This window comes from Falsarthrobacter nasiphocae (assembly GCF_031456275.1).
GTDB lineage: Bacteria > Actinomycetota > Actinomycetes > Actinomycetales > Micrococcaceae > Falsarthrobacter > Falsarthrobacter nasiphocae.
This window is the reverse complement of record NZ_JAVDUI010000001.1, coordinates 2115493-2141628: the sequence shown is the minus strand read 5'-3', so window position 1 is coordinate 2141628 and position 26136 is coordinate 2115493. Positions and strand designations below refer to the sequence as shown.

The 26136-nt window shown below is 70.2% G+C and carries 23 protein-coding genes and 1 tRNA gene; 2 read left to right on the top strand and 22 right to left on the bottom strand.

Annotated elements, in window-relative coordinates:
- Positions 1–26: 26 nt before the first annotated feature.
- Positions 27–1256, bottom strand: coding sequence for a CapA family protein (locus J2S35_RS09675; RefSeq protein ID WP_309852808.1), 1230 nt, complete (start codon positions 1254–1256; stop codon positions 27–29).
- Positions 1257–1344: 88 nt separating this feature from the next.
- On the opposite strand from J2S35_RS09675, the gene J2S35_RS09670 reads away from it, so the two are divergent.
- Positions 1345–3411: a M3 family metallopeptidase gene (locus J2S35_RS09670; protein WP_309852804.1), complete on the top strand. Its 2067-nt coding sequence runs from the start codon at positions 1345–1347 to the stop codon at positions 3409–3411.
- Between the two features lie 246 nt (positions 3412–3657).
- Here the strand turns inward: J2S35_RS09670 and J2S35_RS09665 are convergent, their stop codons facing one another.
- Positions 3658–3870 carry a hypothetical protein gene (locus J2S35_RS09665; protein ID WP_309852802.1) on the bottom strand — a complete coding sequence of 71 codons (213 nt, stop codon included), beginning with the start codon at positions 3868–3870 and terminating at the stop codon, positions 3658–3660.
- A gap of 50 nt (positions 3871–3920) precedes the next feature.
- Positions 3921–4451, bottom strand: coding sequence for a GNAT family N-acetyltransferase (locus J2S35_RS09660; protein WP_309853126.1), 531 nt, complete (start codon positions 4449–4451; stop codon positions 3921–3923).
- A 275-nt stretch (positions 4452–4726) separates the two neighbouring features.
- Here J2S35_RS09660 and J2S35_RS09655 point away from each other — a divergent pair, with 275 nt between their 5' ends.
- Entirely contained in the window at positions 4727–5803 is a 1077-nt protein-coding gene (locus J2S35_RS09655; protein ID WP_309852799.1) for a hypothetical protein, read from the top strand.
- A 115-nt stretch (positions 5804–5918) separates the two neighbouring features.
- Here J2S35_RS09655 and pdxS read toward each other — a convergent pair whose 3' ends face one another.
- The 19 genes from pdxS to J2S35_RS09560 form a co-directional block, all read right to left on the bottom strand.
- Positions 5919–6848, bottom strand: a complete 930-nt coding sequence (gene pdxS, locus J2S35_RS09650; protein ID WP_309852796.1) for a pyridoxal 5'-phosphate synthase lyase subunit PdxS — start codon at positions 6846–6848, stop codon at positions 5919–5921.
- 60 nt (positions 6849–6908) lie between these two features.
- Positions 6909–8021: a ThiF family adenylyltransferase gene (locus J2S35_RS09645; protein WP_309852793.1), complete on the bottom strand. Its 1113-nt coding sequence runs from the start codon at positions 8019–8021 to the stop codon at positions 6909–6911.
- Positions 8018–8803, bottom strand: a complete 786-nt coding sequence (locus tag J2S35_RS09640) for a thiazole synthase (RefSeq protein ID WP_309852790.1) — start codon at positions 8801–8803, stop codon at positions 8018–8020. The genes J2S35_RS09645 and J2S35_RS09640 overlap by 4 nt, the downstream gene beginning before the upstream one ends.
- Before the next feature lie 2 nt (positions 8804–8805).
- Entirely contained in the window at positions 8806–9057 is a 252-nt protein-coding gene (gene thiS / locus J2S35_RS09635) for a sulfur carrier protein ThiS (protein WP_309852787.1), read from the bottom strand.
- On the bottom strand, positions 9054–10223 hold the full coding sequence (locus J2S35_RS09630) for an FAD-dependent oxidoreductase (protein WP_309852783.1): 1170 nt from the start codon (positions 10221–10223) through the stop codon (positions 9054–9056). Before J2S35_RS09630 ends, thiS begins: the two co-directional genes overlap by 4 nt.
- 5 nt (positions 10224–10228) lie before the next feature.
- Positions 10229–10918 carry an HIT family protein gene (locus J2S35_RS09625; RefSeq protein ID WP_309852780.1) on the bottom strand — a complete coding sequence of 230 codons (690 nt, stop codon included), beginning with the start codon at positions 10916–10918 and terminating at the stop codon, positions 10229–10231.
- 106 nt (positions 10919–11024) lie between these two features.
- Positions 11025–13049: a threonine--tRNA ligase gene (gene thrS, locus J2S35_RS09620; protein WP_309852778.1), complete on the bottom strand. Its 2025-nt coding sequence runs from the start codon at positions 13047–13049 to the stop codon at positions 11025–11027.
- A gap of 245 nt (positions 13050–13294) precedes the next feature.
- A tRNA-Ala gene (locus J2S35_RS09615) sits at positions 13295–13367 on the bottom strand.
- Positions 13368–13498: 131 nt separating this feature from the next.
- The gene (locus J2S35_RS09610; RefSeq protein ID WP_309852776.1) at positions 13499–14230 is read right to left on the bottom strand and encodes a histidine phosphatase family protein; all 732 of its coding nucleotides are present in this window, start codon (positions 14228–14230) and stop codon (positions 13499–13501) included.
- A gap of 5 nt (positions 14231–14235) precedes the next feature.
- Complete coding sequence (gene rsfS, locus J2S35_RS09605) at positions 14236–14745, bottom strand: ribosome silencing factor (protein WP_309852773.1); 510 nt, start codon at positions 14743–14745, stop codon at positions 14236–14238.
- Between the two features lie 22 nt (positions 14746–14767).
- Positions 14768–16624: a hypothetical protein gene (locus tag J2S35_RS09600; protein ID WP_309852770.1), complete on the bottom strand. Its 1857-nt coding sequence runs from the start codon at positions 16622–16624 to the stop codon at positions 14768–14770.
- On the bottom strand, positions 16621–17244 hold the full coding sequence (nadD, locus tag J2S35_RS09595) for a nicotinate-nucleotide adenylyltransferase (protein ID WP_380083660.1): 624 nt from the start codon (positions 17242–17244) through the stop codon (positions 16621–16623). Before nadD ends, J2S35_RS09600 begins: the two co-directional genes overlap by 4 nt.
- 59 nt (positions 17245–17303) lie before the next feature.
- Complete coding sequence (locus J2S35_RS09590; protein WP_309852765.1) at positions 17304–17522, bottom strand: hypothetical protein; 219 nt, start codon at positions 17520–17522, stop codon at positions 17304–17306.
- A 112-nt stretch (positions 17523–17634) separates the two neighbouring features.
- Positions 17635–18912: a glutamate-5-semialdehyde dehydrogenase gene (locus J2S35_RS09585; RefSeq protein ID WP_309852762.1), complete on the bottom strand. Its 1278-nt coding sequence runs from the start codon at positions 18910–18912 to the stop codon at positions 17635–17637.
- A gap of 89 nt (positions 18913–19001) precedes the next feature.
- Positions 19002–20147 carry a glutamate 5-kinase gene (proB, locus tag J2S35_RS09580; protein ID WP_343825683.1) on the bottom strand — a complete coding sequence of 382 codons (1146 nt, stop codon included), beginning with the start codon at positions 20145–20147 and terminating at the stop codon, positions 19002–19004.
- A gap of 12 nt (positions 20148–20159) precedes the next feature.
- Complete coding sequence (obgE, locus tag J2S35_RS09575) at positions 20160–21713, bottom strand: GTPase ObgE (RefSeq protein WP_309852756.1); 1554 nt, start codon at positions 21711–21713, stop codon at positions 20160–20162.
- A 125-nt stretch (positions 21714–21838) separates the two neighbouring features.
- Entirely contained in the window at positions 21839–22099 is a 261-nt protein-coding gene (rpmA, locus tag J2S35_RS09570) for a 50S ribosomal protein L27 (RefSeq protein WP_309852753.1), read from the bottom strand.
- 48 nt (positions 22100–22147) lie between these two features.
- On the bottom strand, positions 22148–22456 hold the full coding sequence (rplU, locus tag J2S35_RS09565) for a 50S ribosomal protein L21 (RefSeq protein WP_309852750.1): 309 nt from the start codon (positions 22454–22456) through the stop codon (positions 22148–22150).
- A 281-nt stretch (positions 22457–22737) separates the two neighbouring features.
- Positions 22738–25950, bottom strand: coding sequence for an Rne/Rng family ribonuclease (locus J2S35_RS09560; RefSeq protein WP_309852748.1), 3213 nt, complete (start codon positions 25948–25950; stop codon positions 22738–22740).
- Positions 25951–26136 lie beyond the last annotated feature (186 nt).

Below are 26136 nucleotides of genomic sequence, written 5' to 3'. Positions count from 1 at the left end.
GTCCCGGCGGGGCGGCACCGCGCCCGCTACGGCGCGATCTTCCACTCGACGGCGCCGTCCTTGTCAGCGCCCATCGAGTTCACCGTCTCCGTTGTGCGCGCCCGGGACTCCGCCGCGGCCGCGGCCGGCGCGCATGTTGGAGCCGGGTTCACGGTGCCGACGGGGCACCACCGGTACGGGTCCTTGACGATGAGGCTCGGCGCCCAGCGCAGCGTCGTCACGGTCCACTTCTCCCCCTTCTTGCCGAAGACCGCGTTGACCATGAGGCCCTCGTTGTTGACGGGGTACCACGGGGAGAGCTCGGTGAGGTTGTTGCCCAGGCCGTAGACGATCCACGTGCCCTTGTACTTCTCGATGGGCAGGACCGAGTGCGTGTGCTCGCCGTAGATCAGGTCGAACTGGCCCGAGTCGACGAGCGCATGGGCGGTGGTCGTCTGCTCCTCGTTGGGCACGGAGGCGTACTCCTCGCCGGCGTGCATGTTGGCCAGGACGATGTCCGCGCCGGCGGCCCGGGCGGCCTTGGCCTTGGCGATCATCGTCGGGGCATCCAGCGTGTCGACCCGCCACGGCACGTCCGGCTCGATCCCGTTGAGCCCGTAGGTCCCCGTCACGACGGCCACCTTGACGCCGTTGGACGAGGTGAAGATGGCCGGCTTCTTCGATTCGGCTTCCGTCAGGTTCCCGCCCGTGCTGCCGAGCTTCGCGGCCGCAAGCGCCTTCCGGGTCCGCTCGACGCCGGGGACGCCTTGGTCGATGGTGTGGTTGCTCGCCATGGTGCAGGCGTCGTAGCCTGCGGCCTTGGCGGCGGGGAGGATCTGCGGCGGGACGTTGAAGGACGGGTAGGCGCTGTAGGGGCCCTTTGCGTCGGCGAGGGGCGTCTCCATCTGGCACATGGACAGGTCTGCCTGGGCCAGGTAGGGCTTCTGGGCGGCGATGAGGGGCCCGAAGTCGAGGCCGTCCTGTCCGCCTCCTGTGGTCCGCGCGTCCGCCTCGGCCTGCCTCCAGAGGCCTTCGTGGAGGAGGAAGTCCCCGCTCACGGAGAGGGAGAAGCACTCGCCCTCACCGCAGGCGTCCTTGCCCGCCGCGGACTCGGTGATGCGGGGCGCTGCGGAAGGCGACGACGACGGGCCGCCCGTCTCTCCCCCGCCGGAGGGCGCGGTGCCCCCTGGGCCGTCCGAGGCGCACCCGGCGAGGGCCAGCGCAAGGCCCAGGGTGGCGGCGGTGACAGCGCGGTGAACGGTGGCTGAGCGTGGCACGTGCGGGTCCTTCCGAAGGTGGTCTGTGTCTCAGTCTTGCACGCGTCGGACTCGTGGGACAGGCGCCGGAGGGCTAACCTCAGGAAGTATGAAACATCACATTCTGAATTCCAGCGCTCTCCCTGGCGGTGTCCCGGACTATTCCGAGCTGACCCCGGAGAGCCTGGACGAGCTGCTGGCCGAGGCCACCGCTCACCAGCGCGCCGCGTGGGCGGCCATCGCCGAGAACCCCGAGTCGGCCACGTTCCAGAACACGATCGTCCCGCTCGAGGAGGCCTACGCGGTGGCTGCGCTCGCGTACGCGGCACTCGGAACATTCGAGGGATCGTGCGGCACGGACGAGATTCTCGACCTCTCCGCCCGGTGGGCCCCGAAGCTCGCGGAGCACTCCGCGGCCATGGCGGAGGACGAGCGGCTGGCAGCGCGCCTCTCGGGCCTGAGCACCGAGGGCCTCTCCCCCGAGCAGGCCCACCTGGTCTCCGAGTGGACCAAGGCGTTCGAGGCGCAGGGCGCGTTCCTCGCGGCAGACGTCAAGGAAGAGGTGGCCCGCATCGACGCGGAGATCGCCTCCCTCATGAGCGAGCACAGCACCGCGCTGCTCAAGGGCGCCGAGGCCGCGGCCTTTGTCACGGACCGGGAGGAGGACCTGGCGGGCCTCTCCGAGGAGGCGGTGGCGCGGGCCGCGGCGAACGCCGCCGAGGCCGGGCTCCCCGGCCACTGGCGGCTCACGCAGGACTTGTTCGCGGCCCCGTCGTCGCTCTCATCCATGACGGACCGCCAGGCGCGCCGGACGTACTACGCCAACTCGATCAACCGCGGCCGTGGCCCCGTCCGGGACACCGGCAGCGCGGACACCCCGGAGAACCTGACCACGGCCGCGAAGATCGCCGCCCTGCGAGTCAAGAAGGCCGAGCTGTTCGGGTTCCCCCGGTACGCGGACCTGTCCCTGCGCACGAGCGTCGCGGGAGACGTGAACACGGCCCTCGGGATGCTCGAGCGCCTCATCCCCGCCGCGCTCGCGAGCTTCGAGCGCGAGCTCGACGTCATGGCCGAGGTCAGCGGGATGGCCCGCGAGGACATCGAGGCCTCCGACGTGCCCTACCTCCAGGCACTGGTGGCCAAGGAGCGCTACAGCGTGGACGAGGACGCGCTCCGCCCGTACTTCGAGCTGGACCGCGTCCTCAACGAGGGCGTGTTCCGGGCCGCGTCCGGCCTCTACGGGATCAGCTTCCGCGAGCTGACCGACGTGCCCACGTACCGGCCGGACGTGCGCGTGTGGGAGGTGACGGACGCGGACGGCAGCCGCCTCGGCATGTTCCTCGGCGACTTCTTCGCGCGCTCCACCAAGCAGGGCGGCGCGTGGATGCATGACCTCGTCCCCGCGAACGGCATGACCGGCGCCCGCCCCGTGGTCATGAACACCCTGAACATCCAGGAGCCGCAGCCCGGCGAGCCCGCGCTGCTCAGCATTGACAACGTGCGCACGCTCTTCCACGAGTTCGGGCACGCGCTTCACTCCCTTCTCACGGACACGGGCTACGTCTCCAACGCGGGCACCAACGTGCCACGGGACTTCGTCGAGTACCCGTCCCAGGTCAACGAGATGTGGATGTTCGCCCCCGGTGTGGTGGAGCACTACGCGGTGCACCACAAGACGGGCGAGCCGCTCTCCGCCGAGACCATCGAGGCCATCCGCCGCTCCGCTGTCTGGGGCGAGGGGTTCAGCACGTCCGAGTACCTCGGGGCCGCGCTTCTCGACATGGCGTGGCACACGCGGACCTCTTCGGACGAGCCCATCGAGACGGCCGAGCAGGCGCTTGAGTTCGAGCGGTCCGTCCTCGCCAAGTATGGGTTCGAGGGCCTGCCCGTCGGTCCGCGCTACCGCACCGGCACGTTCAAGCACATCTTCGGCGGCGGCTACGCGGCGGGCTACTACTCCTACATCTTCTCCGAGATGATGGACGCCGAGACCGTCGCCTGGTTCGAGGAGCGCGGCGGCCTCACGCGCGAGAACGGCGACGCTTTCCGCACCGCCCTCCTCAGCACGGGCAACCGGCAGGACCCGGCCCAGTCCTTCCGGGACCTCCTCGGACGGGACCCGGAGATCGCTCCCCTGCTCACCCGCCGGGGGCTCGTGGTCGACGACGACCGCTAGCGCGAGCACTCAGCACCGCGGCGCCCCAGTCCCGGGTTCGGGGCTGGGGCGCCGGCGTATGCGAGCCTCGGCCTGTCAAACTGCGTCGTCATTGAACAAACTACGTCAAGAACGCGGCGAGCTTTCGCGGAAAAATCCCGGCAATGCCGACGTGGTTCGTTTGAACATGGCGTCGTTCAACCGCGGACTGATTCTCCGCCCCGCCGGCCCTCACGCAAGGATGAGAGCCCCCGGCTTACCGTCCGTCTACCGGAGGGCGTCTTGTCCAAAGGTCTTGGTCGTGAAGATGCGGACTGCGTAGGCGGCAGCGCACACTGTCCCGACCGCCGGGACGCAGACCGCCCCAAGGAGGACCATGTAGCTCAGCGGCGTCCGCCGAATGCCCGCCGTGAACCCAGCGAGGACGACCCCACCGACCCACAACAGAATGAACAGCGTCTCAAGCAGGTTGATCTCCATGGCGTTCCATTCTCTGAGTACATGGGGGAAATGTCTGGTGTACTCGAACACTACAGGTGGGGATCCATTGACCGCGCTGAAGAGCGGGCGATCTTGTTGAGTCGGTATTCGACGTGCCCGCCGCCGTCGCCACAGGCACCCCCAAGCCGGAAACCGAGCTTGAGCGCCAGGCGAGCGGAGGGCTCATTCTTCGGATCAATCATGGCCACGATAGGCACGGAGGGGTGGCGATCACGTGCCCATTCCAGGACGGCTTGCGCGGCCTCAAACGCGAAACCCCGCCCCTGGGCCGAGGGGGCAAACCGGTAGTACAGGTTCAGCACTGCCTCGCTACCAAGCTCGACAAAGCGCACTCCACAGAAGCCGAGAGGCTGATCATCGTGATCGGTCACGAGGCAATAGCCGACCCCATCCTTCTCCCAATGAAGCCGCCATGCCTCGCAGAGGGCGTCTGCCTCCGCGCGCGAAGTCATCACGAGGTCTGGCCTATGCTCATACGTCCGCGGGTCTGAGTGGACTGCCCAGACGGCATCGACGTCGTGCTCCTCAACCGGCCGCAAGCGCAGCCGCTGGGTCCTCATCATCCCCGCATCCTATCCAACGGGCGGAGGGACAATGACCCGTGACCCGAGATATCATGCGACCGGATACACAGGCTCCATGATCGAACGCCTCATATAGGCGATCACGGCAATATCGATTCAGAAATAGAGGTCTCGTCATCAGCATAAATCAACCGAAGCGTCGATGGAATGCAGCATTGAATAGACCTCCACAAAGCCGTCGGTCGCACATTGCTCAGTCCCTGATTCTCGCTGGATTATTCTACTGGTTGGCCCATTCGTTCAGAACCCTGATGACCAACACCACCAGTGTTACTGGCGATTTGGGCATCGTCGACTCAACCAACTCCACCCATCCTGGCGTAGGTCCGGACGATCAAACAGCGGCAGTGGTCAGCTTCTACATTGCGTTGAGCATTGGCGCCTTCGCCGTCTGGTGGCATATTTCTCAGAAATCCACCGATTACGCCAGCGAATCCGCGGCCGACAGACTTGAGGATTCGAACCGTTACTGGTGGGGAAACCATCCGGGACATCTATTCATCGTGTCCGCGTGCGTGGGTTTCGGATTCCTCCCCGCCCGTCCGACCAGCCCGTTCTTTCCCTTGGCCACCGCTCTCGCCATCTCCCTGTGCGTCACCGCAGGCTACTTCACGCACTTTCACCTATATGTGGCAGGCGTTGCGAGCGCGAACGACGGCAGACTGTTCAGGCGCATCAACGAAGCCCTCGGCCTCGACAGGGCTGCCAGCGACGAAGACGACCTAGACCAGAAAACACGAGAATCACTGAAGTCACTACTTCCGCATAGGGACACACCCACACGCCGAAGTGTCTTCGTCCTGCGGTCGATCGTCTTGCTGACGACCCTGTATGCCATCATGGTCCTGCTGCCCGCGGTATTCAGCGTTGGCAAAACAGACCGCAGCCACGCTGCTGCGATTGCGATCATTGCACCGCTCCTTTTGGCAGCGCACTTCCTCCTCGCACACGGATTTCTCAACCGAGACGAGCGCACTTATGTGGATCGAATCCTCCGACGGCGCCCGCTTATTTCCACCTCCGACATTACGCTGCTCACTTCCGCGTCATTCTTGATTGTTCTCTGTTCGGCGGCTACCGTCTCCCCATCCCCTACAAGCAGCGAAGAATTGTGGACCGCCCTAGCGCAGTCGGGAGTGGTAGCTCTGATCTCGGCGTGGGCCTTCTACCGCCATGTGCGGTACCGACACCGCCTCGCGCTCTCCTCCGGAAACATCGAGCACATCGCGAAGGTCGTCTTGGACCTGCGTCGAGACATCGCACCGCCGCCGCCCGAGTCGTCGCAGGACGGCACGTGGTGGAAACGGCTCTGGCGAACACGCTCGTAGGAAGCGCGGAGGCTTCCCGGGCCGAAACCCGGGGAGCCTCCCGATTCGCCGCGCCCACTCACGAGCGCAACAGCCTTCCTAGAATCAGCGCCCGCTCAGGAGCGCCACCGCGGTCCTACCAGCCGCGCTCAGCCAGGCGGTGCGGCTGCGGGATCTCGTCGACGTTGATGCCCACCATCGCCTCGCCGAGGCCGCGGGACGCCTCAGCCACGGCGGCCGGGTCGTCGAACATCGTCGTGGCCTTGACCACGGCCTTGGCACGCTTCTCCGGGTTGCCGGACTTGAAGATGCCGGAGCCAACGAAGACGCCATCGGCGCCGAGCTGCATCATCATCGCGGCGTCAGCCGGCGTCGCAATGCCGCCTGCGGTGAAGAGCACCACGGGGAGCTTGCCGGTCTGGGCGACCTCCCGCACGAGCTCGTACGGCGCCTGAAGCTCCTTGGCCGCGACGTACAGCTCGTCCTCGGCCATCGCGGTGAGCGCGGAGATCTCGGCGCGGATCTTGCGCATGTGCGTCGTCGCGTTGGAGACGTCGCCCGTGCCGGCCTCGCCCTTGGAGCGGATCATGGCCGCGCCCTCGTTGATGCGACGGAGCGCCTCGCCAAGGTTCGTTGCGCCGCACACGAACGGGACGTCGAACGCCTGCTTGTCGATGTGGTTGGCGTAGTCGGCCGGGGTGAGGACCTCGGACTCGTCGATGTAGTCAACGCCGAGCGACTGGAGGACCTGCGCCTCGACGAAGTGGCCAATACGCGCCTTCGCCATGACGGGGATGGAGACGGCGTCGATGATCGCGTCGATCATGTCCGGGTCGCTCATCCGGGACACGCCGCCCTGAGCACGGATGTCCGCGGGAACGCGCTCGAGGGCCATGACGGCCACGGCACCGGCGTCTTCGGCGATCTTGGCCTGCTCGACATTGACGACGTCCATGATGACGCCGCCCTTGAGCATGTCGGCCATGCCCCGCTTGACGCGGTCCGTTCCGATTGCCGGGGTGGTGCCGGCGGTGGCCTTCGAGTTCTGGTCAGGAGCGTGGGTCACGTAGTCCTCTTTCGGTCCGTACTTCCGATGCCGTACGTCACAGCATCAATGTCCTCCAGTCTAGGCCCAGGCGGCGAATCCGCCCCGCACGTGACGCACCCTGCGCGCCCCTTCCAACGAGGCGAGCGCACTGAGCGCCCGGCGGCTCCGCACCCCTGACGCGCAGTACAGCACCACGTCCTCCGTCCCGGCCTGCGCCGGGTCCGCGAGGAAGGCCTCAAGGGGAATGTGGAGCGCGCCCGGAATGCTTCCGGCTGCCAGTTCCGCTTCCTCTCTGAGGTCGACGACGACGGGCGGCCGCCCGGACGCAAGCTCCGCCCGGAGGTCGTCGGCCGTGACGTCGAGCAGCGCCGCGGTGGCCGGCGGGGACTGCGGTGGCGCAGCCGCGTCGTCGTCCGCTGCGGGAGGCAGGGGCGCGCGGTCCGGATCCCGGCAGATGCGCAGGGACCGCCACGCCCCGGAGAGGGCGTCATACGTCCGGAAGGAGCCCACGGGGGTCTCCCCCGCGCCCGTCAGGAGCTTGAGGGCGTCCACGGCCATGGTGGCGCCGATGACGCCGCAGAGCGCGCCGAGGACGCCCGCCGTGGCGCAGTTGGGCTGATCCTCGCCGCTGGGCGTCTCGGGAAATAGGTCCCGGTACCCTGGCCCGTCCGGCTCGTGGAAGGCGCAGACGTGGCCCTCGAAGCGGAGAATCGCGCCCCAGACGTGCGGGATGCCGAGGCGCGCGGCGGCGTCGGCTGCGGCGTAGCGGGTCTCGAAGTTGTCGGCGCCGTCCACGATGAGGTCGTAGCCGCGGGCGATCCCCAGGGCCGTCGAGTCGTCGACGTACGCGCGGATGCGGGAGACGTCCACAGCTGGATCGAGGTCCGTGACGAAGCGGGCGGCGGAGTCCGTCTTGGCCGCGCCAACGTCCTGGGTGCGGTGGATGATCTGCCGCTGGAGGTTGGACTCATCCACGACATCGGTGTCCACGATCCCGATGTGGCCCACCCCGGCCGCCGCGAGGTAGGCGATGACGGGGGCGCCGAGCCCGCCTGCCCCGATGACGAGGACGCGCGCGCGGCCGAGCGCCGCCTGCCCCTCCTCCCCGATCCCGGGCAGGATGACCTGGCGGCTGTGGCGGCTGCTGCGGGGCGCGGGGCCGGGCCCGGCCGCGGAGCAGGAGCCGGTCACAGGTCCGCCCTGCCGTCCATCGGCGAGGACGCCAACGCGCTGTGTCGGCGCTCCGGGATGCGTCCGGCGCGCGCGGCCCACGCCCCCGCCTCGACGGCGTGCCGCATGGCTCGGGCCATCGCGGCCGGGTTCTCGGCGCGGGTCACGGCGGACGCCACGAGGACGGCGTCGCACCCCAGCTCCATGGCGAGCGCGGCATGGGAGGCCGTGCCGATGCCCGCGTCCAGGACGATGGGCACGCTGGCCCGGGAGGCGATGAGCTCGATGTTGTGCGGGTTCAGCACGCCCAGACCGGTGCCGATGGGCGCGCCCGCGGGCATGACGGCCGCGCACCCCAGGCCCTCGAGGCGCTGGGCCAGGGCCGGGTCGTCGTTCGTGTAGGCGAACACCTTGAAGCCGCGGGCCACGAGCTGCTCCGCCGCGTCGACGAGCTCGACCGCCTCGGGCAGGAGCGTCCGCTCGTCGGCGATGACCTCGAGCTTGACCCAGTCCGTCTCAAGCGCCTCCCGCCCGAGCTCCGCTGTCTTGACGGCCTCCCGCGCCGTGAAGCACCCCGCCGTGTTGGGGAGGATGCGCACGCCGAGCCGCGTCAGCATCCCGTACAAAGACTCCTCGCCGGGCGCGTGCCTGCGCAGCGCCACCGTGGTCAGCGCCGTCCCCGACACGCGCAGCGCCTCCTCGAGGGCGCCGAAGGACCGGGCCCCGCCGGTGCCAACGATGAGCCGGGAGTCGAGGGTCTCCCCCGCGACCTCCCACGTTCCAATGCCCGCTGCCTCACTCATGGCTAGCCTCCCTGAACTGCGGTGACGATCTCGACGGCGTCGCCCGCCGCCAGGCGCGTCGTCGCCCACGCGGACCGCGGCACGACCTCCTCACCGACGGCCACGGCCAGGCCCAGGCGGCTGCCGTCCAGCGCCAGCCCCTCGGCCGTGATCTCCCGCCCGGTGTGCCGGGAGACAAGGGTGGAGACGGTGGCGGGCTCCGGGACGTCGGTGGCCTCTCCATTGACGGTGACGACGACGGTGCCGTGGGTCATGACGCACTCCTGTACGGGTTGACGGGCTGTGGGAAGGGCTGGCCGGCAAGGACGTGGTCTGCGACCGACCGGGCGGCCCAGGGAGCCAGGAGGACGCCGTGGCGGTCGAACCCGGTGGCCCACACGAGACCCGGCATCGCGTCCCCGGCCGGGCTCTGGGCGACGCCCAGCACAGGGAGGTGGTCCCGCGTGGCGGGCCGGTCCCGGGTGGTGATGTCCTCGAGTGTGGACTCGCGCAGCGCGGGAACGACCTCGACGGCGTCGTTGAGCAGGTCCAGGGTGGCGCCGACGTGCGTGCCGGAAACGTCGTCCGTGCGGACGGTGGCGCCGATGACCACCGTGCCGTCCGCGCGCGGGACGATGTACGTCTGGCGGCCGCGGACGAACGCGCGAATGACCCGCCCCGGGACGTCCTCGCGGTCCAGGGGCCGGATCCTCAGGACGTCGCCGCGCTCGGCGTGGAGCGGGGTGTGCGGCGCGGCGGGGGTCCGAAGCACGGACGTGCCCAGGGCGGCGGCCACGATGACCGTGCGCTGCGCGGAGACCTCGCCGGCGGTGGTCTCAATGCGCCAGCCTGCGTCGTCGCCCCCTCCGCCGGAGGCCGCAACGACGGAGAGCGCGCGCTCCCGGACGACAGAGCCGGGGCGCCGCGACTCGAGGGCGGCCATGAGGCGAGACGCGAGGCGCCGGGGGTCCAGCCACTGGTCCGTCTCCACGCGGAGGGCGGCCCCGATCCGGGGCGAGAGCGCGGGCTCGAGGCGGCGGGCCTCGCGCACGGTGAGGCGCTGCTCGGCACGCCCTGGCTCGGCGGCGAGGAGGCGCTCGGTCAGGGCGAGCTCGCGGACGTCCGCCTGGTCCACGGCGACGACAAGGGTGCCGGTCCGGCCGAGGTCGACGTCAGCATCCTCCCCAGGCACCACGAGACGCGCCAGGAAGTCCGTGTGCATCGCAGCGGAGGCTCGCGTGAACGCGGCGAGGGCCTCTTCCCCCGGGACCTGCTCGGAGACGGGGGCGATCATGCCCGCCGCCGCCCAGCTCGCGCCCCGGCCCGGCGTGGGGTCAAGGACCAGGACGTCCTCGCCCCGGCTCGCGAGCTCCCAGGCTGTCGCCAGCCCGATCACCCCCGCGCCGATGACGACGTGCGCCGCAGTCCGCGTCCCGCTCATCCGCGCTACTCCTCGCGGGCCCCGGTCTCGGAGCGCTTGAGATCCTCGGGCTCGTCGGCGCCCGGCGCGCCGTGGCCCTCGGCCTGCGTGCCCTGTCCTGGCTTTGTGCCGTGCTCAGCCGGGGTTCCCGCCCCTGAGGCAGGCCACGCGGCGGCCACGCGCTCGCGGACCTCCCCGAGCAGCTGCGGCAGCGCCTTCGTGCCGGCGATGATCGGCAGGAAGTTCGAGTCCCCGCCCCACCGCGGCACGATGTGCTGGTGCAAGTGCGCCGCGACGCCCGCGCCGCCCACGGCGCCCTGATTCATGCCGATGTTGAACCCCTGGCAGCCCGAGGCGTCCTTCAGCGCGCGCATCCCGGCCTGGGTGAGGCGGGAGAACTCGTCGAGCTCCGCGTCGGTCAGGTCCGAGTACATGGGGATGTGCCGGTACGGGCACACGAGCAGGTGCCCCGGGTTGTACGGGAAGAGGTTGAGGAGGACGTAGCAGTGCTCCCCGCGCGCCACAATGAGGCTCTCCTCGTCCGACCGGGGCGGCGCCGCGCAGAACGGGCACTCGTCCTCCTTGTGATCCTTCTGCCCGCCCTTGACGTAGGCCATGCGGTGCGGGGTCCAGAGGCGCTGGAAGGCGTCGGGGACGCCCGGCAGCTCGAAGTCGTCCGTCACCTGTGCGGTGTCCTGGGCGTTCTCGTGGTCCATGCGGCTCCCCCGTGTGTGTCAGAAAGTATGCGGTGCCGCGACCTTCGCGCGGCCGGGTGCGGCCCGGGCCCCGTCCCTCTCGGAAGCGGGGCCCGGGCCTGGCGCTCTAGACGTTCTCGCGGCGCTCGATCACGCCGACGATCCGATCAACGGCCTCGTCCACGGCGATTCCGTTGTCCGTGCTTCCGTCGCGGAACCGGAAGGAGACAGCGCCGGCCTCGGCGTCCTCGCCGCCCGCGATGAGCGTGAAGGGAACCTTGTCCTTGCTGGCGTTGCGGATCTTCTTCGGGAACCGGTCAGACGAGTCGTCGACGACGACGCGCACGCCGCGGGCCTTGAGCTTGCCCGCGACGTCCCACACGTAGTCGTTGAACGCCTCCGCCACGGGGACGAGCCGGACCTGCTCCGGGGCGAGCCACGCGGGGAACGCGCCGGCGTAGTGCTCCGTGAGGACACCGAGGAAGCGCTCGATCGAGCCGAACTTCGCCGAGTGGATCATCACCGGCTCCTGCCGCGTTCCGTCAGCGGCCTGGTACTCGAGGCCGAAGCGGGCGGGCTGGTTGAAGTCGTACTGGATCGTGGACATCTGCCACGTGCGGCCGATCGCGTCGCGAGCCTGGACCGACATCTTCGGGCCGTAGTACGCGGCACCGCCCGGATCCGGGACGAGCTCAAGACCGGACTCGCGCGCCACGTTCTCGAGGACGGCCGTGGCCTCTTCCCACTGCTCGTCCGAGCCGATGAACTTGTCCGACTCGGGGTCCCGCGTGGACAGCTCCAGGTAGAAGTCGTCCAGGCCGAAGTCCCGCAGCAGGCTGAGGACGAAGTTCAGCAGGTGCTTGACCTCCGCCGGCGCCTGCTCCTTCGTCACGTAGGAGTGCGAGTCATCCTGGGCGAACCCGCGCACGCGCGTCAGGCCGTGGACCACGCCCGACTTCTCGTACCGGTAGACGTGACCGAACTCGAAGAGGCGCAGCGGCAGCTCGCGGTACGAGCGCCCGCGGGAGCGGAAGATGAGGTTGTGCATGGGGCAGTTCATCGCCTTGAGCCGGTACTCCTGGCCCGGCTTGGTGACGTTGCCCTCGTCGTCGTACTCCTCATCGACCTTCAGGGCCGGGAACATCGTGTCCGCGTAGTACGGGAGGTGGCCCGACGTGTGGAAGAGGCCGTCCTTCGAGATGTGCGGCGTGCCGACGTACTCGAAGCCCTCCTCGATGTGGCGGCGGCGGACGTAGTCCTCCATCTCCCGCTTGATGACGCCGCCCTTCGGGTGGAAGACGGGCAGGCCGGAGCCCAGCTCGTCCGGGAAGGAGAAGAGGTCGAGCTCGACGCCGAGCTTGCGGTGGTCGCGCCGCTCGGCCTCGGCGAGGCGCTCCTGGTAGGCCTTGAGGGCCTCCTTCGTGGGCCACGCCGTGCCGTAGATGCGCTGCAGCTGCTTGTTGTTCTCGTTGCCGCGCCAGTAGGCCGCGGCCGAGCGCGTCAGGGCGAACGCGTTGGAGATGAGCTTCGTGGCCGGCACGTGGGGGCCGCGGCAGAGGTCCCGCCAGACGACGTCCCCGCTCTTGCGATCCACGTTGTTGTAGAGCGTCATCTCGCCCGCGCCCACCTCAACGGACGCGCCATCGGCGGCGTCGGCGCCCGAACCCGGGCCGCCGGCAAGCTCGATCAGCTCGAGCTTGTACGGCTCGTCTGCCATGGCCTCCCGCGCCTCGTCCGGCGTGACGACCTGGCGCTCGAAGCGCTGGTTCTGGTTGACGATCTTGAGCATCATCTTCTCGAGGGCCTTGAGGTCCTCGGGCGTGAAGGGCTCCTCCACGTCGAAGTCGAAGTAGAAGCCGTCCTTGATGTACGGGCCGATCCCGAGCTTCGCGTCCGGGCGCAGCTGCTGAACGGCCTGCGCCATGACGTGCGCGGCGGAGTGGCGGAGGACGTCGAGGCCCTCCGGGGAGTCGATCGTGACGGCCTGGACGTCGTCGCCCTCCGCGAGGACCGTCGAGAGGTCCTTGAGGTCACCGTTGATGCGCGCAACGACGACGTCCTTGCGGTCCGCGAACACGTCCGCCGCCGTCTGGCCCGTGGTCACCGTCGTGTCCTGCCCGTCAATATTGGCTTGGATCAGTTCTGGTGCCATGGTGCGCTCCTTGCTTGTCGATGGTGAGCCTTCATCAGCGCAGGACAGACTGGGGTCCCGGCCGGCTCGAGAACCAGTCTATCCAGACCCTGCACCACGCGGGGATCTCCTGCGTGTGCGACTGGGCGGGCCGCCTCGTGGCCCACAACCTCCGTGTGGACTAGCGGCCTCACCGCGACCAGCCCCACGTCGAACAGCAAGAAACCCTGCCCCGCATCAAGCGGGACAGGGTTTCTTTGTCTTTGTGGAGGTAAGGGGATTCGAACCCCTGACCTTCTGCATGCCATGCAGACGCGCTACCAACTGCGCCATACCCCCATATTTTGTTTTCATTCCCTCCGGGCTTCACCCCGTGGCAACTCATCCATCGTACTACGGCCTCAGCGGGAATGCAAAATCGGCGGCCTCGTCGTGTCGAGACCGCCGATCTGCACCACAGACAGACCGTCTCAGACGAGGCCCGGCGTCCACACGTTGTGCTGCCGGAGGCGCCACGCGTTGGCGCTGGCGGCCCCAGATTCCGCGGATTCTCCGGACTCAGCCGGGTCTCCGGCACCCACGGCGCCTTCCCGCTGGACCTCCCCCCGGTCCACGCCCGCGAAGTCCTCGCGCAGCACGGACCACGAGCAGTTGCCGAGACCCTCGAATGTGACAAAGGCCTCTTCTGGCAGGCGCAGCAGCGCGTGGATGAGCGCCGCGGCCGCCCCGCCGTGCATGACCACGAGCGTCGTCGACCCGGGCTCGGCGTCGGCGAGGATCCCGTCCACGGCGGCCGTGGCGCGACGCGCGACATCCACCCGGGTCTCCCCCGTGCCGCCAGCGGCGACGTGCATGTCCCCGGACCGCCACTGGGACAGCAGCTCGGGCTCGGCCGCGGCGATCTCGTCCGCCTCGCGGCCCTCCCAGCCACCGAGGAAGGTCTCCATGAGGCCCTCGTGCGTCGAGACGTCCAGACCGAGTTCGCGGCCCACGGCCTGCGCTGTGACGAGCGCCCGTGAGAGCGGCGAGGCGACAATGCGGCTCGGAGCCCACTGCGCCACGATGGGCGCAGCCTGGGCCGCCTGGGACTCGCCCGTCTCGTTGAGCGGGATGTCCGTGCGGCCCTGGAAGCGCCGTTCGGCGTTCCACTCGGTCTGCCCGTGGCGCATGACCACGAGCGTGCGGGGCTTGGGGTGCGGCATCTGGGCTAGGCCTGACGGGCGGCGTCAGCGTCCGCGGAAGAGCCCGCGGTGGTGTCCTCGGCGCCAGCCGCGTCGTCGCCCTCAGAATCCTCAAAGAACCCAGCCGCGGCACCGGCCGCGTGCGTGCCAGGGTGCGCCGGGGCGGAGTCCTCATCCGGCAGGCCGAGGTCAACCTGAGGCGAGTCAGACCAGAGGCGATCGAGCGCGTAAAACGCCCTGTCCTCTCCGTGCTGGACGTTGACCACGACATCGCCGAAGTCCACGAGAACCCAGCGGCCCTGGGCGCGGCCCTCGCGGCGAACGGGCTTGAGCTCGAACTGCTCGCGCAGCTCGTCCTCCACCGCTTCCACGATGGCGTTGACCTGACGCTCGGTCTCGCCGGTGGCGACGAAGTAGGCGTCGGCCAGGCCCACGGTCTCGTGGACGTCGTAGGCCCGGATGTCGGTGGCGAGCTTGTCCCCTGCGGCCTTGGCGGCCGCCTTGAGGATGTCCATCGTGTTGGCGGGAAGTCCCACAGTGCTCCTTTTCAGGGACCGGTCAGCGGTTGATCCACATGACGATCGCCGCGGCCAATGCGGCCACGCCTCCCGCCAGCAGGGCGCCTTCGGTCATGATGCGCTTCCGGCGGCTGCCGGCAGCGTCGTTGGGGTGAAGTGAATCGAGTCCGCTGGAGTTCGAGGCGGGGACGGGGCCGCGCGGCGGCTTGACGTCCTCGGTCTCGTCCGCGTCCTGGGCTGTCGTCGCGTCCGTCGGGGCGGAGGGCTCCGAGGCGGCCGCGCGGTCGGCGGGCGTCACGATGGACACGCTGGCCGTGGGCGGCGCCTTCATGGCGCCCCGCTGGCCGTCCGCGGTCTTCTCGAAGTCCACGGGTGTCACCATGCCGAGGTTGCCGGTGCCGGCAGGTGTCTCGTCGGTCTCGCTCCCGCGTGGCGCGGCGGTGCCCTCGGCGGCTGCTCCCTGGGTCTCGGACTCCTCGGCACCTGCGGCGGCCTTCGCGTCCTTCGGTGCCGACTCGGCGCCGTCAACGGCTGCGCCCTTCTCAGCGGCGTCCTTCGCGGCGCCTGCACCGGCGGGAGCCTGGGCTCCGCCTGCGACGGCACCCGCGGACAGGACGGCGGTGGCGCTGCCCGGGTCCACGACGTCCTTGGACGCCCGCTCCTGCTCCCTCTTCCGCTCCTCGACGGCCGGCGCGGTGAGCTTGCCGATCTTGCTCGTCTGCGGCGCCGGGTCCTCCCACGCGGCGTCCAGGGCGGCGCGGCCCTTCGGCTTGGCCTCGTCCTTCGGAGCGGCATTCTTCTCGCCGGGCTTCGGGGCGGGCGTCTTCGCCAGGGCGGTCGTCTTGGGCTCGGCGGACAGCGCCTCGGCCTCGGCGGCCTTCTCCGTGCTCGCGACCGGGGCGGCGGCGCTCGTCTTCGCCTCCTCCGCGGGCGTCGTCCGAGCGGCCCCGGCCGACCCACGCGCGGGAACAGCCTTGGACTGGGGTGCCTCGGGCGCCTCGCTGCGGGCCTCGGGCGCAGTGGGCTCAACGGTCGACGACGGCGCCGCCGCCGGGCTCGGCGCCGTCACGGCGGGGCGAGGGGCCACGGACCCGCGGCGCAAGCGGGAGAGGAACCCGCGCGGTCCTTGATCTGCCGCGCGGCCGGAGCCTGCCGACTTGGCCGAGGACATCGTCGACTCGGCGGCCTCGGACTCGGTCTCGGCGGCCTCCGCGCCCGTCTTGGCCGCAGCGCGCTGACGCTCCTCCTCCAGACGGCGACACTTGGAGGCCTTGAACATCGGCTCCGGAACCCCGCCAGCGCCCGGGGTCGCGGGCTTTGGGCGAGTGGTCTTGGTGTCCGAGGGCGCGTCCGCCGCAGCGGGGCCAGGCTTGGCCGCCGGCTGGGACGCGGTCTCGCGGGCCTCGGCGCCCTTGGGCGCAGTGGGCTTGGACGCGGTCTCGCGCGCGTCAGGGCCCTTGGCCGCAGTGGGTTTGGGCGAGGTCTCGCGGGCGTCAGCGCCCTTGGCCGCAGTGCGCTTGGGCGCGCCGGACGTGGGCGCAGGCGCCTCGGGCGCGGAGACCTTGGCCGGGGCAGACGTCGAGCCCGGCGCACCGAGGCCGGCGGCCGGCTTCGCCTGACGCTCCGAGGACTTCGGGGCGTTGGCCGGCGCAGCCTTCACCTCAGTGGGGACCGGCTCCGCAGCTCGGCGTCGAGCGCGGCGGGTTCCCGTCGTCGTCGGCTCCGCCCCGCCCTTGACGGGCGCGGGGGCCTGAGTGGGTCCCGGCTGGGCGCTGCGGTCATCCGCCGACGGCGCGCCAAGCGGGGTCGCCGAAGGCGCCTGCGCGGGCGTGACCGGTCCGGCGGCCCGACGGCCGCGGCGCGGCCCCTTGACGGTGGAGTCTTCGTTGGCGGTCATGAGTGCTGATCCTCTGCCTTGTGGCCCTCAGCGGAGACCAGGGGATCTTCCGTCTCAGGCATCTCCGATGAATACAAGTGATGCTTAGCGATGTGCTGGACCACGCCGTCCGGCACGAGGTACCAGACCGGCAGTCCCTCGCGCACACGCTCCCGGCAGTCCGTTGAGCTGATGGCCATGGCGGGGATCTCCAGCAGCTCGACGCCCTCAAGGCCCTGGTTCGAGAGCACATGGCCGGGACGAGTCACGCCGACGAACGTCGCGAGATCCCACATCTCGTCGACGTCCTTCCAGGACATGATCTTCGCCAGGGCGTCTGCGCCCGTGATGAAGAACAGCTCGCTCTCCGCATACTGCCGCTTGAGGTCCCGGAGGGTGTCCACGGTGTAGGTGGGCCCGGCACGATCGATGTCCACGCGGGAGACGGTGAACCTCGGGTTGGAGGCCGTGGCCACCACCGTCATGAGGTACCGGTGCTCCGCCGGCGTCACAAGCTGGTCCGCCTTCTGCCACGGGCGGCCCGTGGGCACGAAGATCACCTCGTCCAGGTCGTACCTGGCCGCGACCTCACTCGCCGCGACCAGGTGGCCGTGGTGGATGGGGTCAAACGTGCCGCCCATGATGCCCAGCCGGCGCGGCTGAGTGCGCGTAGAAGTCAAGTTTCCGCCCAGGTCCACCGTCAGTGGTGGGAATCCCGGCTGTGGACGGAGCGGTGCGGGTCAATCCGCGCAGGCGTCTGCGGGTGGCGGTGCGCGGCGTTGCTGAAGGCCATCGTGACGACCATGAGGAGCATGAGGACCCCGAAGATCAGGGCGCCGATGAGGATCGCTCCCGCGTGGGAGGCATTCTCTCCGGACTCAGCGGACGCGAGGACCAGGGAGTTGAGAACCGACTGCACTGACTTCTCCTAGAGGTTGGCTCAAACGTGTTCACTGCCATTCTACTGTCCACGGGCCGAAGCGGGACGACCGCCGGGCTCGGCGCGGCGGAATTCCGCCTCAGATTGCCCGTCAGGGTCGAACGTGCCCGTCGCCCGTGACGAGCCACTTCGTCGTCGTCAGCTCATCAACACCCATGGGACCGCGCGCATGGAGGCGGTCTGTGGAGATCCCCACCTCCGCGCCGAGCCCGAACTGCCCGCCGTCAGTGAAGCGCGTTGAGGCGTTGACGACGACGGCCGCCGAGTCCACGCGCCGCTGGAACAGCTCGGCGTTGCGCGTCGAGTCAGTGAGGATGGCCTCCGTGTGTCCGGTCGAGTAGCGGCGGATGTGCGCGATGGCCTCCTCGAGAGAGTCCACGGTCCGCACTGCCAGGTCCATGTTGAGGTACTCGGTCTCCCAGTCCTCCTCCGTGGCCGGGACCACGCGCTCGCTCGCGGCCACGAGCTCCCGCGCCCGCTCGTCCGCGTGGAGCGTCACGCCGGCGTCGACGAGCGCCCGCAGGGCGGCGGGCGCCGCCTCGGCCCCGTCGAGAACGAGCAGGGTCTCCGCGGCGTTGCACACGCCCGTGCGCTGCGTCTTGGCGTTGAGCAGGATCTCGACGGCCTGCGCCTCGTCCGCGCCGCGGTCCAGGACGATGTGGACGTTGCCCTCGCCCGTCGCGATGACCGGCACACGCGCCTCCTCGGTCACGCGGCGGATGAGCTCGCGCCCGCCCCGAGGAATGAGCAGGTCCACGTGGCCGCGCGCCCCGAAGAGCGCCTGGACGCCGTCGCGCCCCAGGTCATCCAACCCGACGACGGCGTCCGCGTCCACGCCCGACTCGGCCACAGCCTGCCGGAGAACCTCGATGAGGACGGTGTTGGTCTCGCGCGCGGCCGATCCGCCGCGGAGCAGCACCGCGTTCCCGGACTTGAGCGCCAGCGCGACGATGTCGACCGTGACGTTGGGGCGCGCCTCGTACACGCAGGCGATGACGCCGAGCGGCACCGTGACCTGCCGCAGCCGCAGGCCGTTCGGCAGGGTGCTCCCCCGCCGCACGCGCCCCACAGGGTCCTCGAGAGCGCGGACGACCTCCAGGGAGTCGACGAGGGCCCGGATTCGCTCCTCGGTGAGGCGGAGGCGGTCAACGAGCGGCGCCGACATGCCCGCAGCGGTCTCCCGCTCGACGTCGAGGGCGTTGGCCTCGAGAATGACCGCGGCCTTCGCGATGAGGGCCTCGCCCATGGCCTGAAGGGCCGCGTCCCGGGTCTCGCGGGTGGTCTCGGCAAGACGGTCCGCGGCGCCGCGCGCTCGCTCGCACCGCGCGAAGAGCTCGGTCTCGACGGGCGTGGTGGGCTGTGCCAGCATGGGGGCTCCTCGGTCGCAGTCGTGTCTCGCTGGTGCGTCGCGACGCGGGGGCGGGGCCTGCTCGGACCGAGCCGGACGGGAGCCGCAGCCTAGGCCACGACGGCCATAGCGTCCGCGTGCACGACAGGGCGATCGTACCCCTCGCCGAGTTCGGCCGCCATGTCCGCGGTGCTCCGTCCCATCATGCGAGGCACGTCCGCCGCGTCGTACGCGGACATCCCCCTCGCAACGAGCGCACCCTCCCGGTCCAGGATCTCGACGGCGTCCCCGGCGGTGAAGTCCCCCTCGACGCTGATGATCCCGGCGGCGAGGAGCGAGCCGCGGCGGGTCCGCAGGGCGCGAGCCGCGCCGTCGTCCACCCTCATGCTCCCGCGCGCGTCCGCGAGGTGCGCGAGCCAGAGACGCCGGGCCGGCTGACGCGGGCCACGGGCAGGGAAGAGCGTGCCGACATCCTCGCCGCGCACGACATCGCTGAGGCGCCGAGCGCTGGTCACGAGGGCCGTAATGCCCGAGTCCGCGGCGAGGCTCGCGGCCCGGATCTTCGTGGCCATGCCGCCCGTGCCGATCCCCGTGCCCGGCCGAGAGGCCTCCACCGCGTCCAGGTCCGACTCGCGGGCCACGACCGGGATGCGCACGCCGCCGTCGTCGGGATGGCGCGTCAAGACCGCGTCCACGTCCGAGAGGAGGAGGAGCGCGTCCGCCTTGACGAGGTGAGCCACCAGCGCGGCGAGGCGATCGTTGTCCCCGACCCGGATCTCCTGGGTGGCCACCGCGTCGTTCTCGTTGATGACAGGCACCGCCCCGAGGCCCAGGAGACGCTCCAGGGCCCGCGAGGCGTTGATGTGGTGCGAGCGGCGCACGAGGTCCTCACTCGTGAGCAGCACCTGGCCGACGACGAGGCCGTGGCGCGCGAACCGCTCCGCGTACCGGTGCATGAGCAGGCCCTGGCCCACGGTCGCCGCGGCCTGCTGGCTCGCGAGATCGGAGGGGCGACGGGCAAAGCCCAGCGGGGCGAGGCCCGCGGCGATGGCGCCCGAGGAGACGAAGACGACCTCGGCCCCGCGGAGGCGCAAGGCTGCGAGGGCGTCGACGATGTCGCCGAGGGCCCGCTCGCTGATCCCGCCCTGCTCACTCGTGAGAGAGGACGAGCCGACCTTGACGACGACGCGCCTGGCGGCGGCCAGGGGGCCGGTCAGCGGGCCCGCCGACGCCGGTGACGAGGGCTCCACGGTCATCCCGCTTTCCCCCTAGCCGTCCGTGCGGCGGCGGCCGTCCACCGACTCAGTCCAGATGCCGGCCTTGCGCTCGGTCTCGAGCTCTTCGCGCGCGGCGGCCTTGGCCTGCTTGCGCTCCTCGTACTCCTCGCGCTTCTGCTCTCGGGTCGGGCGCAGGACCTCCTGGAGGCGGATGTCCGTGCCGCGCGGCGACGCGAGCAGCTCGGCGCCGGCAGCCATGGTCGGCTCCCAGTCGAAGACGACGGAGTCCTCGCTCTGGCCGATGACGACGGCGTCTCCCGGGCGCGCGCCCATCTTGAAGAGCTCATCCTCGACGCCCAGGCGGGCCAGGCGGTCCGCGAGGTAGCCGATGGCCTCCTCGTTGCGGAAGTCGGTCTGGTGGATCCACCGCTCGGGCTTCTCTCCGATGACGCGGAACAGCGGCTCGAGGTTGCGCTCCTCGCGGCGAATGATGAAGCCCTTGTCATTCTTGGTGCGGGAGCCCTTGGGGCGCAGCACCTCGGGGGTGATGACCTCGGGCTCCGCCTCCACGGCGTCGCGGGCCTGCTGGACCAGCTCCGCCATGGCGAAGCCGAGCTCTCGCAGGCCAGTGTGAGCCACAGCGGACACCTCGAACACGCGGTAGCCCTGGGACTCGAGATCCTCCTTGACGAACGCAGCCATGTCCTCGCCGTCCGGGACGTCCACCTTGTTGAGGACCACGAGCGCGGGACGCTCGTTGAGCGGCACGGCTCCCTCTCCGAACGACATGTCCACGGAGTACTTGGCCAGCTCGGCCTCAATGATCTTCAGGTCGCTGATCGGGTCCCGGTCGGACTCGAGCGAAGCAGTGTCGAGGACGTGCACGATGGCGGCGCAGCGCTCCACGTGGCGGAGGAAGTCGTGGCCGAGGCCGCGGCCGTCTGCGGCGCCCTCGATGAGGCCGGGGACGTCGGCGATGGTGAACCGGACGTCGCCCGCCTGGACCACACCCAGGTTCGGGATGAGGGTGGTGAACGGGTAGTCGGCGATCTTCGGGCGCGCGGCAGACATCGCGGCGATGAGCGATGACTTGCCTGCGCTCGGGAAGCCGACGAGTGCGATGTCTGCGATGGACTTGAGCTCAAGGACGATGTCCTGGCCCGTGCCCGGCGTGCCGAGAAGGGCGAAACCGGGGGCCTTGCGCTTGGTCGAGGCGAGCGCCGCGTTGCCGAGTCCGCCCAAGCCGCCCTTGGCCGCCAGGTACTCGGCCCCAGGGGTCGCGAGGTCCGCGAGGATCTCCCCGTCCCTCGTCTTGACGACCGTCCCGACGGGGACGGTCAGCGTGTGGCTCTCGCCGAGCTTGCCGTCGCGGTGGTCGCCCATTCCGGGCATGCCGTTGCCGCCGTTGCGGTGCGGAGAGTGGTGGTAGTCCAGGAGGGTCGTCACCTGGGGGTCGGCGCGCAGGACGACGTCGCCGCCGTCACCGCCATTGCCGCCGTCGGGCCCGCCGAGGGGCTTGAACTTCTCGCGGCGGATGGACACGCAGCCGTGCCCGCCCTTGCCCCCGGAGACGTGTAGGACGACGCGATCGACGAACTCAGCCATGGGTCCTCGCTTTGCTTTCTCGTGCGTAGGGCCAGTGTATGCCCGGGGGTGGATCGGCGGCTCGGCCGCCAGGGGAGACAAAAGGGCCGCGAACCCACGGGGTTCGCGGCCCTAGAGCGGGAAGCCTATTCGGCTGCCGATGCGACGATGTTGACGACTCGACGTCCGCGACGCGTGCCGAACTCGACGGCTCCAGCCTCGAGGGCGAAGAGCGTGTCATCCTTGCCGCGGCCCACGCCGGCGCCCGGGTGGAAGTGCGTTCCGCGCTGGCGAACGATGATCTCGCCTGCGGAAACGACCTGACCGCCGAAGCGCTTCACGCCGAGGAACTGCGGGTTGGAATCCCGACCGTTGCGAGTGGAACTCGCACCCTTCTTGTGTGCCATGTGTCTGTCCTACCTTTGGAAACGATGGATGGGGAGGTCGAAGCGCCGTTAGGCGATCGACGTGACCTTCACCTTGGTCAGCGCGGCACGGAAGCCCTGGCGCTTCTTGTAGCCGGTCTTGTTCTTGTACTTCTGGATGACGATCTTCGGACCACGGAGGTTCTCAACAACCTCAGCCGTGACCGTGACCTTCGCCAGCTCATCTGCCGACGACGTGATCTTGTCCCCGTCCACCAGGAGCAGAGCGGGCAGCTCGATGGTGCCGCCGGGCTGCGAGGCAACGCGGTCAAGGGTCACGAGGTCTCCAACGGACACCTTTTCCTGCCGGCCGCCGGCACGGACAATCGCGTACACCACTTGGTTCTCACTTCTCTAGACGTTTACTACTTCTGACTGCTCTTCCCCCGCGCCCGGCCGCCTCACGCAGGCAAACTGCGCGGGCCCTGTTCACCGGGGGTGAAAGAGATGCCTCACGGCATGGCTTGTAGCCACACCGACAACCCCTTGGCCCGGAAGGCAGCCCGGGCGGACCCGGACGGTTCAAAGGCCAACGTCAGTTGGAGGCTAAAGCACCGAAGATCCATTCTACTCCACTAGGCGCGGAGCACATAACGCCTGGACCTTCGGCGCGTCGCCACCTACTTCTTGGGCCGGGCGATCTCCGAGGCGGGCACGCCGACCCCGAGCATGACGGGCGCCGCTGCGGCGCTCTTCTGCTCGGCGGGGCGGCTCGCTGCGGACGCCACCACGCGAGTCGCGGCTGACTGCGCCACGGGCTCGCGGACAGCCACCTCGCTCGCGCCCTGGGCGCTCACAGCCACACGGCGCACGCGCTTGGGGCGCGCTGCCGCTGCCGGCTTCTCGGACGACGACGGGGCCGCGGGGGCCTTGGCCGCCGGCTTCTCAGCCTGCTTGGGCTCAGCAGAGGCCGCCGGGGGCTCAATCGAGTGGCTTCCCGCCTGCGTGGCCTCGGCGGACGCGCGCCGCGAGGGGCGGCGACGGGACGTTCCCCGGCCCTCCTCGGACGCAGACTCGCCGCGGCCGCCCTTGCCGGAGAAGACGTCGTCCAGCTTGTCCAACGTCACATGATCGGCCTGGCTTGAGCCGCCCTCGCCGCCCTGCGGCAGGTTCACGCGCTCGCCGCCGACCTCGATCGTCTCTGCAGACGCAGACGCGCGGCCCGAGCGTGAGCGGCCAGACTGGCCCCTGCCCTCGGAGCGGTTCCCTGCCAGGCTCTGGCCCGGCTCGGCCTTGCGGCGGTCATTGCGACCTCGGCCGGTCTGCTCGGCGGTCTCGTCGTCAGAGTCCGACGCACGCGACGGGACCGAGCCGGAAGCGAGCGAGCCCGGAGCGAGCCGGGTCCCCGTCCCGATGGCGTCGAGATCGTTCGGACGTCCGCCACGGCCGCGGCCACGCCCCCGATCCTGCTGGCCGTTCGAAGACGAGCGCTGCTCGTTGCGGCGTCGGTCCCCCTGGCGGCCGCTGCCGCCCTTGGACTCGGTCTCGCGAGACGGCTCCGCAGCGGCCTCTGCGGGCTCGGACGCCGCGTCCTGCGACTGCCCACGGCGCGAGCCGTTGGAACGGCCGCCCCGCTCGCGCTGCTGCCGACCGCGCTGGGGCCGCTCCCCCGCAGAGTCCTCGGAGCGCGACTGGCCCCGCTCGTCCTCGTGTCCCTCGGCGCGTGCGGTCTCGCTCGGCTCGGCCGCCTCGACGGGCAGAGGCGTGACACCGTCGCGCGCCTGGCCGCTCGGGCGGGGAGCCGTGGCCGCAGGCGCGTCGTCGTGCGCCTCAGGGGCCTGCGAGGCACCCTCAGGCGCCTGCGAGGAGACGCTCTCCTGCGAGGTCTCCTGCGAGCCCTCCTGCTCGCCGCCGCGCTTGCGGCCGCGACGGCGCTCGGCTCGGCCCGACCGACCCGGGCCCTCGCCGCGAGCAGGGGCGCTCGGGGCAATGGGGCGGCGGTGGAGGATGGGTTCCTCGTGCGTGATCATGCCGCGGCCAGCGCACTCGGGGCACTGCTCGCCGAAGACCTCAAGCAGGCCCGTTCCCATGCGCTTGCGCGTCATCTGGACGAGGCCGAGGCTCGTGACCTCGGCGACCTGGTGCTTCGTGCGGTCCCGCCCGAGGCACTCGACGAGGCGGCGCAGGACGAGGTCGCGGTTGGATTCGAGGACCATGTCGATGAAGTCGATGACGATGATGCCGCCGATGTCCCGCAGGCGAAGCTGGCGCACGACCTCCTCGGCCGCCTCCAGGTTGTTCTTCGTCACCGTCTCCTCGAGGTTGCCGCCCGAGCCGACGAACTTGCCCGTGTTGACGTCGACCACGGTCATGGCCTCGGTGCGGTCGATGACGAGCGAGCCGCCGGACGGCAGGTACACCTTGCGGTCCAGGGCCTTGTTGATCTGCTCGTCGATGCGGTGGTGGGCGAAGACGTCGTCCTCCCCCGCCCACTGCTCCAGGCGCTCCACGAGGTCCGGGGCCACGTACGTCACGTACGCCTCGATCTGGTCCCACGTGTTCTCGCCGGAGACGATGAGCTTCGTGAAGTCCTCGTTGAAGACGTCACGGACGACCTTGATCGTGAGGTCCGGCTCCGCGTAGAGGAGCTCGGGCGCCGCCGTCTTGCGGCTCTGGGCAGCCTTCTGGATGCCCTCCCACTGGACGCGCAGGCGGTTGATGTCGTTCGTCAGCTCTTCCTCGGACGCGCCCTCGGCGGCCGTGCGCACGATGACGCCCGCGTCAGCCGGCAGGTGATCCTTGAGGATCTTCTTCAGGCGCGCGCGCTCGACGTCGGGCAGCTTGCGGGAGATGCCCGTCATCGAGCCGTCCGGGACGTAGACGAGGTAGCGGCCGGGCAGGGAGATCTGGCTCGTCAGGCGAGCGCCCTTGTGGCCCACGGGGTCCTTCGAGACCTGAACGAGGACCGTGTCGCCACCCTTGAGGGCGTTCTCAATGCGGCGCGGCTTGCCCTCGAGCTTGACGGCGTCCCAGTTGACCTCGCCCGCGTAGAGGACCGCGTTGCGGCCCCGGCCGATGTCGATGAACGCGGCCTCCATGGACGGGAGCACGTTCTGGACGCGGCCCAGGTAGACGTTGCCGATGAGCGAGTCCTGGGTCGTGTTGGAGACGAAGTGCTCAGCCAAGACGCCGTCCTCAAGGACGCCGATCTGGATGCGCTCGTCCTTCTCGCGGACGATCATCGTGCGCTCGACGCTCTCGCGACGCGCGAGGAACTCGGCCTCGGTGATGACACCGCGGCGGCGTCCGCCGTCCCGGGAGTCGCGGCGGCGCTGGCGCTTGGCCTCGAGGCGCGTCGAGCCCTTGAGCGCGGTCACGTTCTCCGGGCCCGTGCCCTCGGCAGCGGCGGCGCGGGGCGCGCGAACGCGGGTGATCGTGTTGGGCGGATCCTCGTCCTCGCCGCCCTCAAGCTCGATGTCCTCGTCCCCCCGGCGGCGGCGACGGCGGCGGCGGGACGAGCCCTCCTCGGCGGAGTCCTCCGCGTCCCCGCGGCGCTTGCGCGACGGGCGCTCCTTGACCTCGGCCTCGATCGTCTCGACGATGAGGGACTCGACCTCGGACGGGATGTGGAACGGGTCGAACGGGTCGATGCTGATGACCGGCTTGCCGTCCTCCGGCGTCTCGTCCTCCGCAGTCTCATCCTCGGCGGCCTCAGGCTGGGCGGCAGCCGTCGTCGTCGTCTCCTGCCCGGTGCCGGGCGTCTCCTGGGCCTGCGCGCCCGACTCGGAGACCGGGGCGTTCTCGGCGGTGGTCTGCGCGTCGGCGCTCGGCGCCTCGGTGGCCGGGGCGTCCGCCTCAGGGGCGCCGTGACGTGTTGCGTCTGTGTCTGACATGAGTCAACTCGATTCTCGTGGGCAGTCCTCACCGCTCGCACTCGGGGGTCCGCCGGATTCTGACCTCGGCCGGTCCGCGTGGGGCGTGCCCTGCGTCCAGCCGCACATCCTTCGTCTCTCCCCGCGACACTCCGCGGGGCGTCGGGCCTGTGCCACTCGTGCTCTGTGAAGACGCGCCCGGGGCTT

What these genes read in the sequence shown, in the direction of transcription:
- J2S35_RS09670 (WP_309852804.1), top strand. Translation starts at nt 1,345, where the DNA reads ATGAAACATCACATTCTGAATTCCAGCGCTCTCCCTGGCGGTGTCCCG.
- J2S35_RS09665 (WP_309852802.1), bottom strand. Translation starts at nt 3,870, where the DNA reads ATGGAGATCAACCTGCTTGAGACGCTGTTCATTCTGTTGTGGGTCGGT.
- J2S35_RS09660 (WP_309853126.1), bottom strand. Translation starts at nt 4,451, where the DNA reads ATGAGGACCCAGCGGCTGCGCTTGCGGCCGGTTGAGGAGCACGACGTC.
- J2S35_RS09655 (WP_309852799.1), top strand. Translation starts at nt 4,727, where the DNA reads ATGACCAACACCACCAGTGTTACTGGCGATTTGGGCATCGTCGACTCA.
- J2S35_RS09640 (WP_309852790.1), bottom strand. Translation starts at nt 8,803, where the DNA reads ATGAGTGAGGCAGCGGGCATTGGAACGTGGGAGGTCGCGGGGGAGACC.
- thiS (WP_309852787.1), bottom strand. Translation starts at nt 9,057, where the DNA reads ATGACCCACGGCACCGTCGTCGTCACCGTCAATGGAGAGGCCACCGAC.
- J2S35_RS09630 (WP_309852783.1), bottom strand. Translation starts at nt 10,223, where the DNA reads ATGAGCGGGACGCGGACTGCGGCGCACGTCGTCATCGGCGCGGGGGTG.
- J2S35_RS09625 (WP_309852780.1), bottom strand. Translation starts at nt 10,918, where the DNA reads ATGGACCACGAGAACGCCCAGGACACCGCACAGGTGACGGACGACTTC.
- thrS (WP_309852778.1), bottom strand. Translation starts at nt 13,049, where the DNA reads ATGGCACCAGAACTGATCCAAGCCAATATTGACGGGCAGGACACGACG.
- J2S35_RS09610 (WP_309852776.1), bottom strand. Translation starts at nt 14,230, where the DNA reads ATGCCGCACCCCAAGCCCCGCACGCTCGTGGTCATGCGCCACGGGCAG.
- J2S35_RS09600 (WP_309852770.1), bottom strand. Translation starts at nt 16,624, where the DNA reads ATGACCGCCAACGAAGACTCCACCGTCAAGGGGCCGCGCCGCGGCCGT.
- nadD (WP_380083660.1), bottom strand. Translation starts at nt 17,244, where the DNA reads ATGGGCGGCACGTTTGACCCCATCCACCACGGCCACCTGGTCGCGGCG.
- J2S35_RS09585 (WP_309852762.1), bottom strand. Translation starts at nt 18,912, where the DNA reads ATGCTGGCACAGCCCACCACGCCCGTCGAGACCGAGCTCTTCGCGCGG.
- proB (WP_343825683.1), bottom strand. Translation starts at nt 20,147, where the DNA reads ATGACCGTGGAGCCCTCGTCACCGGCGTCGGCGGGCCCGCTGACCGGC.
- obgE (WP_309852756.1), bottom strand. Translation starts at nt 21,713, where the DNA reads ATGGCTGAGTTCGTCGATCGCGTCGTCCTACACGTCTCCGGGGGCAAG.
- rpmA (WP_309852753.1), bottom strand. Translation starts at nt 22,099, where the DNA reads ATGGCACACAAGAAGGGTGCGAGTTCCACTCGCAACGGTCGGGATTCC.
- J2S35_RS09560 (WP_309852748.1), bottom strand. Translation starts at nt 25,950, where the DNA reads ATGTCAGACACAGACGCAACACGTCACGGCGCCCCTGAGGCGGACGCC.